Origin of the sequence: Bosea sp. NBC_00550 (genome assembly GCF_026020075.1) — a bacterium.
Classification (GTDB): domain Bacteria; phylum Pseudomonadota; class Alphaproteobacteria; order Rhizobiales; family Beijerinckiaceae; genus Allobosea.
The window spans coordinates 1,691,460-1,704,269 of sequence record NZ_CP102772.1 but is presented as its reverse complement, the minus strand read 5'-3'; the positions used below and the strand labels follow the sequence as shown (position 1 = coordinate 1,704,269).

The following is a 12,810-nucleotide window of genomic DNA, read 5'->3' as shown; positions in this document are numbered from 1 at the left end:
GACTTGAAGGATGCGGCGCCGAGAATTTCGCGGCAGTGCTGACAGCAACGAATCCGCCCGGGAGCCAGCGACGCATGCCCAAGGGACCGGCCGCCCGCATCCTCGACCCCGTGATCCACCCGCTGCCGGGCATCCTGCAGCCGGGGCCGGGCAGCCCCAACGTATTGATCGGCAGCCTGCCGGCCTGGCGCGGCGTGCCGGCGGCCGCGGCAGCCGCCATCCAGTCCGCCAAGGCGGCGTCCGATACGACACTTCAGGTTGCTGCCGCCGCGACGCTGGCGGCGGCCGGAACACCGGGTGCGCCCGCCGCCAAGGCGGCGGAGGAGGCAGCCAAGACGGCTGCGCTCTCGGCGATGAGCTCGACCATCACCGGCGCTTCGGGCGGCGCCGACATCCATAACTGCCTGACCCTGATGCCGCCGCAGCCGCATGGGCCCGGCGTCGTCATCGACGGTTCGCAGACCGTGCTGATCAACAACCTGCCGGCTTGCCGGGTGGGCGACACGATCACCGAGGCGCTCGGCCCGCCCAACAAGATCGTCATAGGGTTGCCGACTGTCATCATCGGCGGATGATCGCGAATTGATTCAGGAAAACGGCGCAAGCGGCTGATCCTCAAGCATTTTCTTCTTCAGTGGGTGCGATGGGCAAGAATAACCGGACCGTTCCCGATCGCCAGGAGGCCAAGAGCGAGCGCTTCCGCCACAAGATCGTGCAGCGGCTCTCCTCCGATCAGCGTCGGGCGCTGAACCACGGCACGGCCCGCAACGGCCGCATCGCCGAGACTTTGTGCTTCATGGCCTTGATCCGCGATCCCGCCCGGCGCAAGCGGCCGATGCTGCCGGTGCCGAACGTCAGCTGCACGGCGGCCGTGCGCCAGTTCTTCCGGGCTGATGACGGCGAGCAGGCCGCCCATCTGCTGCCGGGGCAGATCTCGATCGATGGTGCCTTTCCCTGGCTGTTCCTGTCGGGGCCGGCGGCGCGGCAGCTCGAAAACCTCTTCGGCTATGTCGAGCCGCTGCGGGCCGACTACAACAAGGCCGATTCGGCCGCCGAGGCGAACGGCCTGACCGACGCCTTCGCAGCGGCCTGCCGGCGCGTGCTGGCGACGAGGGGCGACGCGGCGACAGACATCGTCGCCGCTTACGAGCAGTTCTGGCATCCCGGTGCGCTCGCGGCCTTCGCCGCGGCAGAAGCCCAGAAGCGCAGCAAGCCGACGCCGCCGCCGATCGTCTATGGCGAGCCCGGCGGCGTCGAATACGGCATGATCCTCAACCTGGAGGAGCGGGTGGCCGCTTTCGAGGACGAGTCGATCTGGGCGACCTACGAGCAGCTCAGCATCCTCGGCTACTACAAGGCGGCTATGGACGAGGAGCCGCGCCAGCTTCAGCTCCGGGCGATCCGCGAGATCCTGGCGCTGCCAACGGCTTGACCGACGCGGACGGGCGGGCCAAGCGGGCGCTTCCATTTTCTCGCGCGACAGGACGCAAGCCCATGACCATCGAACGCATCGGATTGGCCGCCCGCTACTGCGACGCCGCCATCTTCAACGGCATCGTCTTCCTCGCCGGCCATGTGCCGGAGAAGACCGAGGGCGCTTCCCTGACCGAGCAGACGGAAGAGGTGCTGGCGCTGCTGGAGGACACGCTGGCGCAGGCCGGCAGCAGCAAGGAGCGCATCCTCAGCGTCCAGATCTTCCTCACCGATATCGGCAAGATCGGCGAGATGAACGCTGTCTGGGACAAGTGGGTGGCGGCAGGCCATGCGCCGGCGCGTGCGACCGTCGAGGCGAAGCTCGCCTCGCCCGGTTACGGCATCGAGATTACAGCGGTGGCGGCGAAGCGCTGACGGATACCTCTCGTCATTCCGGGACATTGCGAAGCAATGGGCCCGGAACCCAGAACCGATGCGCTTCGGCAAGGAAGTGACCGGATGCCGCCGCCCTTCCGATGGGCGGCATCGGTTCTGGATTCCGGGCTCAGGCCTGCGGCCCGCCCCGGAATGACGGTGTGGAGGTGATTGGGGTCAAGCCCGAGCATTGTCTGTTTGTGATGGGGTATTGAGGTTTTGTTCCGCGTGAGCGGGATGTCTGGTCCGGCTGGCCGGCCGGACCAGACGCGACTCGTCGACCGTCCCGAGCCAGGGCTTTCGCCCGTCGTCATCGAGGTTGCGGGTCGCTTCCTTGTCACGCTTGGTGAGTTGCCAGGGCCTCTTCGCATGAGCCGAACGCCCGCAGACAATCACAAGCCCTTCGAGGATAGCTCCCGATGCCGGTTTGCACCACGGTCCCTGAACCCTCCCGTTTCCTCGGCTGTGATGTCGGCAAGGCCGGGATCGTCGTCTTCGACAGCCGCGGCGACACCCTCGGCAGTCTCCCTAACGAGGCTTCGGCCCTGGCAGCCTTCGCAGCCGGGCTCGGCCCGGACTGCCTCGTCGTCTGCGAGGCGACGGGCGGCTATGAGGACGCCCTGCTGGCGGCGCTCGTCTCAGCCGGCTGCCCGGCCCATCGCGCCGATGCCCGCAAGGTCAAGGCCTTCATCCGCTCCTATGGGACGCTCGGGAAGAGCGATGCGCTCGATGCCAGGGCGCTTGCCCGCTACGGCGCCGAGCGCCACGCTCGGCTGATCCGCTGGCAGGCGCCCGCCCCGGCACGCGAGCGCCTCCAGGTCCTGGTGCGGACCAGAGCCGATCTCGTCGCCCAGAGAACGGCCTGCACCAACCGGCTCAACGCTCCCGGCATCGAACCGGTCAAAGCCCCGCTCCAGGCCCTGCACGACTGCCTCAAAGCCCAGATCGCCGCCCTGGCGCAAACCATCGCCGAGACCCTGCGCACCATCGCCCGCACCGACAGAAGCGAGCAGGCCTTGCGCTCCATCCGCGGCATCGGAACGACCACCGCCGCCACCCTCATCGCACTCATGCCCGAGCTCGGACGCATCAGCCGGCGCCAGGCCGCCGCACTCGCAGGCCTGGCTCCTCATCCAAACCAGAGCGGCAGTCGAGACGCCTACCGCCCAACCAGAGGCGGCAGGGCCGAAATCAAGGCCGCCCTGTTCATGCCCGCAATGGCCGCCGCAAGGCACGACCCCGCCATGCGCGACGCCTACACACGCCTCATCGCAAACGGAAAAAAGCCAATCGTCGCTCTCACCGCAATCATGCGACGCATCATCGTCATCGCAAATGCCCGCGTCAGAGACCAAAACAAACTGAGTTGATGACGGCCGCATAACCCGGCCGTCATTTCCCGCCGCGGTCGTAGCACTCGGCGAAATAGATCATGAAGGCGTCGACCAGCCCGTTTTCGTAAGGGGCTGTCTTGGCCTCCCAACGGGCGACATAGGCGTCCCACATCTTCGGCTTGCGCGAGCCGATCAGGCCGCCGATGCCGCCGTCCTGCGCGGTGCTCTCGGCGACCGCCTGGGGGTCGAGGTCCTCGACCAGCATCTTCAGCGCATGCTGCATGGCCGAATAGGTCTTGATCTGGTGGGCCTTGAGGTCGCGGAAGCTCTCGTCGAAGGCGCGCCTGGCGTCGAGATAGCCGCTGCGCGGCTGGCCGAAGATCAATTGCAGGGCATCGTCGACGGTCGGCGAGAACTTCAGCGGGTTGTTGTCCTGCGCCTGGATCATCGTCTGGTTGGTGCTGCGGGCGATGCGCTTGCTCTCGGCGCGGGCGGCGAGCAGGCCCTTGAGCTCCTCCGCGATCAGCCGCATCAGCCCGCCGAGCTGCTCGGCGAAGGCGCCGGGGTCCTGCGACGACAGCGACTGCGGCGAGACGCCGGCGCCCTTGGCGAAGCGCTGCATGAACTCGCCCATCGAGATCGGCGCTGCGGCTGCGGGCTGCGCGGCGCTTTCGGCTGCGAAGGGAGGTTCGGGCGCGAAAGCCCGGGGAGGAGCCAGCTGTGGTTCGGTTGCCGCATCGGCCGGGACCGGGTCGATGCCCGGCTCGTCCCAGGGGTTTGCGGCAGGCGCGCTGCTCGGGGCCGGGCGGCGTGGCGTCGGGATCGGCGCGATGGGTTCGACGGGGGCGACCGGCGACGGCTGCATCGGCGCCCAGGCAAAGTCGTCCCCTTGCGCGGCCGGCGCGGGCCAGCCCGGAGTGGCCGGTGGCGGAGGAGGCCCTGCATCGGGCACAGGGATGTCCGTAGCCCAGTCGATGAAGCTGGCATGGACCGGTTTAGCGTGGCTGGGCGGCATCAGCTCCCGGCGCGAAATCGGCGGCGCAGCTTCCTCGCTCGCCGCCCAGAGCGATTCCGGCTGGGCCACATAGGGCGGCGGGGCGAGGGATTGGGCCGGAGCCTGACCGGCATCGTCGTCGATCACGACGGCGATGACGTAGTGGCCGATTTCGAGCCGGTCGCCGTTCTGGAGCCGATAGGGCGACTGCACGCGATGATCGCCGCCATTGACGAAAGTGCCATTGGTCGAAATGTCGCGCAGCCACCAGGCGCCGTCGCGGAAGCGGATTTCGCAGTGGCGGCCGGAGATGGCGCGGGTGGGATCTGGCAGAGCCCAGTCGAGATGCTGGTCGCGGCCGATGTCGAGGCCGCGCCCGCCGCTGGCGGTCACGCTCAGCGGGCCGCCATCCGGCAGGGAGGTCTCGTTCTCGATCGTCAGTGTCAGCGCCATGGTAGCGAACCGCTTCTACAGCATCGAACCGAATATCGTACTCGGACCGATGCTGTAGCTCTTTGATTTTGCATCGGCTTTCTCCGAAAACCGGGCCCCACTTTTCGGGCCGATGCTCTAGCGCTTGCCGGCATCGTCTTCAGCCAAACGAATGCATGCTTCGACGCAGCGATGCAATGCGCCCTCGCGGTCGCGTGAGGGCAGGCGATTGATCGCGTTGAGCACGGCGATGCGCGCCATCTTGGCGGTGAGGTCGGGCGGGCAGGGCACGCCGTGGCTTTCGATCATGCTGCCGCCGGAATACCCGGCCGCCCAGGCGACCCAGGTGCCCGGCCGGGCGCGGTCGCCCGTTTGGGCGAGCTTCAGCGCGTCGAAGCGGGTGCGGTCTCCGGGCTCGCGCACCCAGGTTTCGGCGGCGGCGAGGCCGGGATCCTGCGTGCCGGGCGGCTGCATCGCACGCACGGCCTGCAGCGCCCACCAGACGGTTTCGCGCCGCGGAAGCAGGAAGGCGCAGAAGCCGACCGCCTCCGACGGCGCCGGGCCCCTGATCAGCCGGGCAAGGAAGGCAAGCGGCGGCTCCGTGGTCGGCGGCATCGTGACGGCCTCGTGCGCCGAGGGAAAGGTCTCGAACACCTCGCGGGCGGTGCTGAAGCGCAGGCGTGACATGGAGGCCCCGGCCATTCTCAGTTGATCGTTATCATGGGGGCCTTGATCACGACGGTGCCATCGCTGCCCACCTCGGTCATGCCGACGCTCTTGATCCTGATGCTCGGCGAGGTGATCTCGATGCTGCCGGGCGTCATCTTGATCTTGCTCTCGCCGACCTTGAGGTTGATCTCGGTCAGCGCCTCGACATCGATCTTGCCGTTTTCGACGTCGAGCCTGTCGTCGCCCTTCTTGAGCGTCGTCTTTCGCGAATAGCCGCCGTCCTGGTAGCGTTCGCCGATCTCGCGCGTCTCGATGTTGTTGACCACCACCTTGTGGTCCTTCTCTGCATGCATCTCGAAGACCTCGTGGTCCTTGCGGTCCTCGAACTTGATCTCGTTGTAGGTGTCGGGGAAGCCGGCTCCATCGGTCGATTCCGATTTCAGGCCCGATTGGGTCTTGTTCGCCGGCAGTTCATAGGGCGGCTTGTGCTGGTCGTTGACGACCGCGCCGACTACGAGCGGCAGGTCGGGGTTGCCCTCGAGGTACTCGACGATCACCTCCTGGCCGATTCGCGGGATGATCTGGCCGCCCCAGCCCTTGCCGGCCCACATCTGCGCGACACGGGTGCGGCAGGAGGTCGAGCCGTCCTCGCGATCCCAATGAAAGCGCAGCCAGATCCGGCCGTATTCGTCGACGTCGATGTCGCCTTCCTCGCCCTGGTTACGCTCACCGACCACCTTGGCGGTGTGCGGCCCGTAGACGGTGGGGCGCGGCGTGACGATGGGCGCGCGGAAGCGCCGCTCGCATTTCTGGAGTTCGTAGGAGCCGTGATAGAGCGCCTCGTCCTGCCTGGAGGAGGAACGATAGCTCTGGATGCCGAAGGCATGGGTTGCCCGGACAACGAGGTACTCGACATTCTCGGTGCCGGCCGGATGGTCCGCGAGCTTCATCAGGGCGCCGGGATAGAGGCTTGCGGCGTCGCCACCGGCATGGCGCCTGTCGTCCCTGGCCTGCTCGGCCTCGGCCATGACGCGGGCGAAATGCTCGCCCTGGTCGCGCTTGGTGTAGGCGGCGGGATAGTCATAGGCTTCATAGGATTTGGCCTTGGGAAAGCCCTCTTCGGCACGGGCGGTCAGGTCCGATTCCGATTTCTCGAAGTCGTAGTCCTTGAGCTCGAACTTGCCGGTGCGCAGGCGGCGCATCGTCGACCAGTGGGTGAGGTGCTCGACCTGGGAGTGCGGGAAGCGGTTGCCCTGCTTGACGAGCGAATAGGCCGAGGCATCGCCCTGGAAGCTCGGCTCGGCTGCGGCCGTGACCTGATCGTGAGCGGAGCGGGAATCGCAGAGCACGAGCTTGTGGTCGCCGTCGCTGTGCTTGAAATAATAATAGATGCCGTACTGCTCCATCAGCCGCAGCACGAAATCCAGATCGGTTTCGCGATACTGCACGCAGTAGTCGATCGGCTGCAGCGTCTCGCTCGTGCGGTCATCGAAGCTCGCCGAGCCTTCCTTGCCGAAGATCTCCTTGATGATGTCGATCGCGCTCTTGTTCTTGAAGATCCGGCAGTCGGCCCGCTGCGAGAGCAACCAGAGCCAGGGTCTGAGCGTGAAGCGATAGATGTAGAGATCGTCCTGTTGGCCGAGCCACTGCGCGTCGACCAGCGTGCCGTTCAGCACGCGCTCGCTCTTGTTCTTCAGCGTGAACTTGATCGAGCATTTCTCGCTCATCATGCTTTGCAGGTCGGCGTTGTCCGTCTTGCTCGCCGCTTCGATGTTGTATGTAAATAACTCGCTCAAAGCTTCGCTGGCTTCGAACTTGATAAGTGTAAATTTATCTTGGCCAGACGGCGTCGTGAATGACGCGGTTCTTTGACCTTGCCCTAGATTGGCAGTCATCAACAAAACCTCTCGCCGATTGAACCTATTTTTGCCTTGACGTAACTAACATGGAGAGTCATCGTCGACTCCTAAAGTCTTCATACGCCGAATGGCGCAACTTATCGGGAGGGTTCCCATGCGCAAGCAGTCCGGCTTCATCACATTGGTCGCTCTGACCGGCCTCGGGGTTCTCACCATGGCCGCAACGGCTGGAGCGCAGACCTACAAGGCCGACGACATCGTCAAGCATTTCGGGCCGGCGGCTGTGCCCAAGCCCGCGGTGACGCGCGGCCTGTGCGTCGGCACCGAGGCCGAATGCGCCAAGGCTGGCCATGTCGTCGAGGTGGCCAAGCCGCCGAGCGCCTTCGATCTCGTCGTCAAGTTCAAATACAATTCCGACGTGCTCGAGCCCGAGGCGAAGCTTAATCTCGATGAGTTCGCCAAGGCGCTGAAGACCCCGCAACTCTCCGCCCAGAGCTTCATGGTCGAGGGGCATACCGATGCGGCCGGCACGCCCGGCTATAATCTCAGCCTGTCGCAGCGCCGCGCGCAGGCCGTGGTCCGCTATCTCGGGGATCGCGGCGTGAGCCCCACCAAGCTCGTCGCCAGGGGATACGGCCAGAGCCGGCCGATCGCGCCCGATCCGCTGTCCGGCGACAATCGCCGCGTCGAGACCCGTCTGCGCACCGAATAACCAGCCAGGCCAGACAGCCGAGGCGGCGCGGGGCCAGCCCGGGCCGCCGATCCTGCAAGCGGGGAGAGCGATGGCGGCCTTGAATTTTGCCGAACTGACGAAGCCGGTTTCGGCCGACGAACCCTGCGGGCCGGATCTCGAGGACGATACCGACTTCATGAATGTCACGGCGCGGCTCGAGGTCGCGCTGCCGGCGTCGTATTTCCGCCGCGACGATGATGGGCGGCAGGTCGCTTTCGATCGCAGCGGCATCGAGTTTCCGGCTGCCTTCGCCGATCTCGGCAAGCTGCTGGAGCGCTCGCGCGACCTGCGCGTGCTCGTGCTCGGCGCGAAGCTGACGATCCTCAACCGCGACGTCCCGGGTTTCGCGGCCAGCCTCTCAACCATGGCGGGCCTCCTCGGCGATTACTGGGAGGAAGTGCATCCGCGGGCAATGGACGGCGATTTCGTCATGCGCGAAGTCGCGCTCCAGGGGCTCGACGAACTGGCGACCGTGGTGTTGCCGCTGCAGCATGCGCCGCTCTTCGTCAGCCGCCGGATCGGCCCTTTCGCCTTCCGCAGCCAGCTCGTCGCCAGCGGCGAGACCCGTCTCGTCGAGGGCGAGCAGCATCCCGATGCCGGAGCCATCCAGGCCGCGCTGGGCGATGTCGAGCCGGAGGATCTGACGGCGATTCTCGGCCATGTCAGCGCGGCGCGCGATGCGCTCGCCCGCATGCGCATGGTCTGGCTCGAGAAGGTCGGTGTCGATCATCCGCTCGGCTTTCCGCGCCTGGCGGCGCTTCTGGAACAGATCGCTGCCTTTCTGGACGCTGCAGTCGCGCGGCGCGTTCCGGGCCATCAATCGGCCGGTGCAGCGCCAGTGGCGAGCGGCGCGCCGGTGCCGGCAGCGAGCGCCGCAAGCTTCGGTCCCGGCAGCGTTTCGAACATCCTCCAAGTGAAGGATACGCTCTCGGCCTGCCTCGGCTACTTTCGCAAAACCGAGCCTTCCAGCCCGGCGGTCCTGCTGATCGGACAAGCCCAGCAGTTGATCGGAAAGTCGCTGATCGAGGTCATCCAGATCATGTTTCCCGAGCATGTCGACAAGGCTGTCATCGAGATCGGCGAATTGCGCCGGTTTCGGCTGCCGCTCGAACGCTTGCCGGTGCCGAATGGCTACGAGGCGGAGAGCGAAGCCGATCAGGGCTACGCCGAAGCGGCCGACGAGGCCGAGGATAGCGGCTACGGAAACGATGGCGATGACGAACAAGCGGTGGAGGACGACGCCGAAGCCGGCGAGCCTGCGGCGATCGAGGTCGCTCCCGCGCCGCCTGTCGCAGCATCCGCTATCGCGATCGGCAGCCGCAGCGAGGCCGTGGACGCGATGAGGGCGGTCGCCGCCTTCTATCGGCGGGTCGAGCCCTCGCATCCGACGCCGCTCTTGATGGACAAGGCCTGCGCTCTGGCGCAGCATGATTTCATGTCTCTTCTGGGCAATATCCTGCCAGACGTCGCTCAGGTTCCGGAGACCGACAGCTAGGTCAGTTTTTTGCCTTTGCTTTGAACCTTCCGTCGCGATGGCGCGACTATATCGATGACGGACGAAAACGGATAGGATGTCACGTTACGTCGGCGTGGCACGGATGCAGAGGGGCACGTCACATGGCCGGGGATTCAGGACAGAAGTTCATCCGCCGCAACAGGCCGCCTCGGGTGCACATCACCTATGAGGATCCGTACAACGCCGAGCAGAAGATCGAGCTGCCCTTCGTGATGGGCGTGCTGGCCGATCTCTCCGGCAACGCCTCGGCGATCGAGAAGCCGGAAATCTCCCAGCGCAAGTTCCTCGATTTCGACATGGACAATTTCGATCAGCGCATGGCCGCGATCGAGCCTGCCGTGTCCTTCAACGTCGCCAACAAGCTCGGCGACGACAGCAACGAGAAGTTGTCGGTGGCGCTGAAGTTCTCGAAGTTCGAGGATTTCAACCCGGCTGCGGTCGCCCGCCAGATCCCGGCGACGGCGAAGCTGCTGGAGGCGCGCGAGCAACTCGCCAATCTGCTGCGCTACATGGACGGCAAGATGGCCGCGAGCGACCAGATCAAGGCGCTGCTCGCCGACCCGCAGCTGATGGCCACCCTCAAGGACAGGCTCGGCAAGAGCGAGCCTGCCGAGGACAAGAAGCAGAATTGATCATGGGTGCGGGCCCGCCGCTGCGGGTCTGCCAGGCGGTTAAGCAAGCGAGGCGGCAATGGCAGCGGAAGCACAAACCCAGCAGCCCGGTGGCGCGGCTGTAGAGACCCGCGAGATCGATGATTTCTCGGCAGTCCTGAAGCAGAGTTTCAAACCGAAGACCGAAAGGGCGGCGACCGAGGTCGAGAACGCGGTCGCGACGCTGGTCAACCAGGCGCTGGCGGATCAGACCCTGATCAAGGGCGACGTCATCGACACGATCGAGGAGATGATCGCCCGGCTCGACGCCAAGTTGACCGAGCAGATGAACGCGGTGCTGCACGCACCGGAATACCAGAAGATCGAGAGCGCCTGGCGCGGCCTCAACTACCTCGTCTTCAACTCCGAGACGGACGCGCAGTTGAAGATCAAGGTGATGAACGTCTCGAAGAACGAGCTGGCGCGCAATCTCAAGACCTATCCCGGCGCGCGCTGGGACCAGAGCCCGCTGTTCAAGCAGGTCTACGAGCAGGAGTTCGGTCAGCTCGGCGGCCAGCCCTTCGGCTGCCTGGTCGGCGACTACCACTTCAGCCATGTACCGACCGACGTGCAGCTCCTGCGCGATCTGTCGAAGGTGGCCGCGGCGGCGCATGCTCCTTTCTTCGCCGGCGCCGAGCCGACCCTGATGGGCATGGACAGCTGGACGGAACTCTCCAACCCGCGCGATCTCGGCAAGGTCTTCGACACGCCGGACTACGCGGCCTGGAAGGGCCTGCGCGACGCGGCCGACTCCCGCTATGTCGGGCTGTGCCTGCCGCGGGTGCTCTCGCGGGTGCCTTACGGCGCCAAGTCCGAGCCGGTCGAGGAGTTCGCCTTCGAGGAAGACACCGACGGCCACAAGGGCGAGAATTACGCCTGGATGAACGCGGCCTATGCCATGGCCGTCAACATCAACCGCGCCTTTAAGGAATATGGCTGGTGCACCCGCATCCGCGGCGTCCAGTCGGGCGGCGAGGTGCTCAACCTGCCGACCCACACATTCCCGACCGACGATGGCGGCATCGACCTGAAATGCCCGACCGAGATCGCGATCAGCGACCGGCGCGAGGCGGAGCTGGCCAAATCCGGCCTGATCCCGCTGATCCATCGCAAGAACACCGACAAGGCGGCCTTCATCGGTGCGCAGTCGCTCTACAAGCCCAAGGCCTTCTCGGGGCCGGACGGGGTGGCGGCGACAGCCTCCGACAACCTGTCGGCGCGCTTGCCCTACATGTTCGCGGTCTCGCGCTTCGCGCACTACCTGAAGTGCATGGTTCGCGACAAGATCGGTTCCTACAAGGAAAAGGAGCCGCTGCGCCGCTGGCTGCAGGAGTGGATCACCGACTATGTCGACGGCGATCCGGTCAATTCCAGCGAAGAGACGAAGGCGCGGCGCCCGCTCTCCGATGCGCGCATCGACGTCTTCGAGGACGAGGAGAACCCTGGCTACTACTCGGCCAAGTTCTATCTGCGGCCGCACTTCCAGCTCGAAGGCATGGATATCGGCCTGAGCCTGGTCTCGCGACTGCCAGCTCCCAAGCAGTGACCTTCACCTGATCAGCAGGTGATGGCCAACGAGAATCTTCGGCGCGCCGGCCGGTCGAGGCGGCGCGACAGGAGAAGTGCGTCCCCAAACCCGTTCGCACCAGCGAGCGTCACAACATTCCACCTTGGAGGTAAACATGGCTAGCGACTTCCTGCTCGAGATCGATGGCATCAAGGGCGAAAGCAAGGACAAGAACCACAAGGACACGATCGAGGTCGATTCCTTCTCCTGGGGCGTCAGCAATGCCGGCTCGCATGCATCCAACGCCGGCGGTGGCGCCGGCAAGGCGAGCTTCCAGGACATTCACTTCACCTCGTCGGTCGGCAAGGCGTCGGCGAACCTGGCGCTGTCCTGCGCCAGCGGCAAGCACATCAAGAAGGCCGTGCTCTATGTCCGCAAGCAGGGCGAGACGCAGCAGGACTACTATGTCGTGACGCTGGAGGACCTGCTGGTGTCGAGCTACCAGTCCGGCGACGCGGCCGGCGGGACCAGCATCCCGACCGACCAGTTCTCGCTGAACTACGCGAAGATCAAATACGAATATAAGCCGCAAAAGCAGGACGGCGCGCTCGATGCGCCGATAACGATGACCTGGGACATCAAGGCCAACGCGAAGTGAGGATAGTGCGCCGGTTCCGGGTCTCCGGAACCGGCGCACTACTGCCGGACAGGACATGATGGCCGATCCGATCTCGAAGAAGCGGCTGCGGCCGCCTTTGATGTTCGCATTCCGGGAGGCGCATCTGGAAAAGGATGCGAGGACCGCGCTCGACCTGCGGGACGAGGGCGGCGAACGCGTGATCGCGAACCGCCGCGCCGCGCCGCGCGCGGCGATCACCGAGCAGAAGCTCAGGCGCGAGATCAGCATCGATCTGGACGCGCTGGTGAACACGATCAACCTGGCTTCCGCGCTCGATCTCTCGGGGCTGGAGCATGTCCGCCGGTCCGTGCTCAACCACGGCTTCCCCGACATGACGCGGCTGTCGATCGACGAGCACCGCGTCGATGCGATCCGCGAGGATCTGGCGGATGTGCTGATCGGCTACGAGCCGCGCCTGATCCGCAAGTCGATCGCCGTGGAGCGCGACCAGACGGTGGATCCGGCGGAACTCAAGGTGCGCTTCCTGGTCCGGGCCGACCTCAACTGCGAGCCGCTCAACGTGCCCGTGCAGTTCGTCGCCGATCTCGAGCTCGACACCGGCAAGATCGCGATCAAGGGACGCTGACGC

Annotated in this window: 13 protein-coding genes; 10 read left to right on the top strand and 3 right to left on the bottom strand. The window is 65.6% G+C overall.

Annotated elements, in window-relative coordinates:
- The first annotated feature begins 74 nt into the window (after nucleotides 1-74).
- From NWE53_RS08075 to NWE53_RS08060, 4 genes are all read left to right on the top strand, one after another.
- The gene (locus NWE53_RS08075; RefSeq protein WP_265053817.1) at nucleotides 75-575 is read left to right on the top strand and encodes a PAAR domain-containing protein; all 501 of its coding nucleotides are present in this window, start codon (nucleotides 75-77) and stop codon (nucleotides 573-575) included.
- A 68-nt stretch (nucleotides 576-643) separates the two neighbouring features.
- Nucleotides 644-1,432, top strand: coding sequence for a hypothetical protein (locus NWE53_RS08070; protein ID WP_265053816.1), 789 nt, complete (start codon nucleotides 644-646; stop codon nucleotides 1,430-1,432).
- A gap of 62 nt (nucleotides 1,433-1,494) precedes the next feature.
- On the top strand, nucleotides 1,495-1,848 hold the full coding sequence (locus NWE53_RS08065) for a RidA family protein (protein ID WP_265053815.1): 354 nt from the start codon (nucleotides 1,495-1,497) through the stop codon (nucleotides 1,846-1,848).
- A 419-nt stretch (nucleotides 1,849-2,267) separates the two neighbouring features.
- Nucleotides 2,268-3,218, top strand: coding sequence for an IS110 family RNA-guided transposase (locus tag NWE53_RS08060; protein ID WP_265050007.1), 951 nt, complete (start codon nucleotides 2,268-2,270; stop codon nucleotides 3,216-3,218).
- A gap of 22 nt (nucleotides 3,219-3,240) precedes the next feature.
- Here NWE53_RS08060 and tagH read toward each other — a convergent pair whose 3' ends face one another.
- The 3 genes from tagH to NWE53_RS08045 form a co-directional block, all read right to left on the bottom strand.
- Nucleotides 3,241-4,629 (bottom strand): type VI secretion system-associated FHA domain protein TagH, encoded by a 1,389-nt coding sequence (tagH, locus tag NWE53_RS08055; RefSeq protein WP_265053814.1) that lies wholly within the window; start codon nucleotides 4,627-4,629, stop codon nucleotides 3,241-3,243.
- A 117-nt stretch (nucleotides 4,630-4,746) separates the two neighbouring features.
- Entirely contained in the window at nucleotides 4,747-5,295 is a 549-nt protein-coding gene (locus tag NWE53_RS08050) for a DUF6931 family protein (RefSeq protein ID WP_265053813.1), read from the bottom strand.
- A 17-nt stretch (nucleotides 5,296-5,312) separates the two neighbouring features.
- Nucleotides 5,313-7,172, bottom strand: a complete 1,860-nt coding sequence (locus tag NWE53_RS08045) for a type VI secretion system Vgr family protein (RefSeq protein ID WP_265053812.1) — start codon at nucleotides 7,170-7,172, stop codon at nucleotides 5,313-5,315.
- A 118-nt stretch (nucleotides 7,173-7,290) separates the two neighbouring features.
- Between NWE53_RS08045 and NWE53_RS08040 the strand changes: the two genes are divergently transcribed.
- The 6 genes from NWE53_RS08040 to NWE53_RS08015 all read left to right on the top strand — a co-directional run bounded on the left by NWE53_RS08040 (nucleotide 7,291) and on the right by NWE53_RS08015 (nucleotide 12,807).
- Nucleotides 7,291-7,848, top strand: coding sequence for an OmpA family protein (locus NWE53_RS08040; RefSeq protein WP_265053811.1), 558 nt, complete (start codon nucleotides 7,291-7,293; stop codon nucleotides 7,846-7,848).
- 70 nt (nucleotides 7,849-7,918) lie between these two features.
- A complete protein-coding gene (locus NWE53_RS08035; RefSeq protein ID WP_265053810.1) occupies nucleotides 7,919-9,364 on the top strand; it encodes a type VI secretion system protein TssA in 1,446 nt (481 codons plus the stop codon).
- 122 nt (nucleotides 9,365-9,486) lie between these two features.
- Complete coding sequence (tssB, locus tag NWE53_RS08030; protein ID WP_265053809.1) at nucleotides 9,487-10,017, top strand: type VI secretion system contractile sheath small subunit; 531 nt, start codon at nucleotides 9,487-9,489, stop codon at nucleotides 10,015-10,017.
- 58 nt (nucleotides 10,018-10,075) lie between these two features.
- Nucleotides 10,076-11,581 carry a type VI secretion system contractile sheath large subunit gene (tssC, locus tag NWE53_RS08025; protein ID WP_265053808.1) on the top strand — a complete coding sequence of 502 codons (1,506 nt, stop codon included), beginning with the start codon at nucleotides 10,076-10,078 and terminating at the stop codon, nucleotides 11,579-11,581.
- A 136-nt stretch (nucleotides 11,582-11,717) separates the two neighbouring features.
- The gene (locus tag NWE53_RS08020) at nucleotides 11,718-12,200 is read left to right on the top strand and encodes an Hcp family type VI secretion system effector (RefSeq protein WP_265053807.1); all 483 of its coding nucleotides are present in this window, start codon (nucleotides 11,718-11,720) and stop codon (nucleotides 12,198-12,200) included.
- A 58-nt stretch (nucleotides 12,201-12,258) separates the two neighbouring features.
- Nucleotides 12,259-12,807, top strand: a complete 549-nt coding sequence (locus NWE53_RS08015) for a type VI secretion system baseplate subunit TssE (RefSeq protein WP_265053806.1) — start codon at nucleotides 12,259-12,261, stop codon at nucleotides 12,805-12,807.
- Nucleotides 12,808-12,810 lie beyond the last annotated feature (3 nt).

What these genes read in the sequence shown, in the direction of transcription:
- NWE53_RS08035 (WP_265053810.1), top strand. Translation starts at nt 7,919, where the DNA reads ATGGCGGCCTTGAATTTTGCCGAACTGACGAAGCCGGTTTCGGCCGAC.
- NWE53_RS08020 (WP_265053807.1), top strand. Translation starts at nt 11,718, where the DNA reads ATGGCTAGCGACTTCCTGCTCGAGATCGATGGCATCAAGGGCGAAAGC.
- NWE53_RS08015 (WP_265053806.1), top strand. Translation starts at nt 12,259, where the DNA reads ATGGCCGATCCGATCTCGAAGAAGCGGCTGCGGCCGCCTTTGATGTTC.
- NWE53_RS08045 (WP_265053812.1), bottom strand. Translation starts at nt 7,172, where the DNA reads ATGACTGCCAATCTAGGGCAAGGTCAAAGAACCGCGTCATTCACGACG.
- NWE53_RS08075 (WP_265053817.1), top strand. Translation starts at nt 75, where the DNA reads ATGCCCAAGGGACCGGCCGCCCGCATCCTCGACCCCGTGATCCACCCG.
- NWE53_RS08065 (WP_265053815.1), top strand. Translation starts at nt 1,495, where the DNA reads ATGACCATCGAACGCATCGGATTGGCCGCCCGCTACTGCGACGCCGCC.
- NWE53_RS08070 (WP_265053816.1), top strand. Translation starts at nt 644, where the DNA reads ATGGGCAAGAATAACCGGACCGTTCCCGATCGCCAGGAGGCCAAGAGC.
- NWE53_RS08060 (WP_265050007.1), top strand. Translation starts at nt 2,268, where the DNA reads ATGCCGGTTTGCACCACGGTCCCTGAACCCTCCCGTTTCCTCGGCTGT.
- tagH (WP_265053814.1), bottom strand. Translation starts at nt 4,629, where the DNA reads ATGGCGCTGACACTGACGATCGAGAACGAGACCTCCCTGCCGGATGGC.
- NWE53_RS08040 (WP_265053811.1), top strand. Translation starts at nt 7,291, where the DNA reads ATGCGCAAGCAGTCCGGCTTCATCACATTGGTCGCTCTGACCGGCCTC.
- tssC (WP_265053808.1), top strand. Translation starts at nt 10,076, where the DNA reads ATGGCAGCGGAAGCACAAACCCAGCAGCCCGGTGGCGCGGCTGTAGAG.
- NWE53_RS08050 (WP_265053813.1), bottom strand. Translation starts at nt 5,295, where the DNA reads ATGTCACGCCTGCGCTTCAGCACCGCCCGCGAGGTGTTCGAGACCTTT.
- tssB (WP_265053809.1), top strand. Translation starts at nt 9,487, where the DNA reads ATGGCCGGGGATTCAGGACAGAAGTTCATCCGCCGCAACAGGCCGCCT.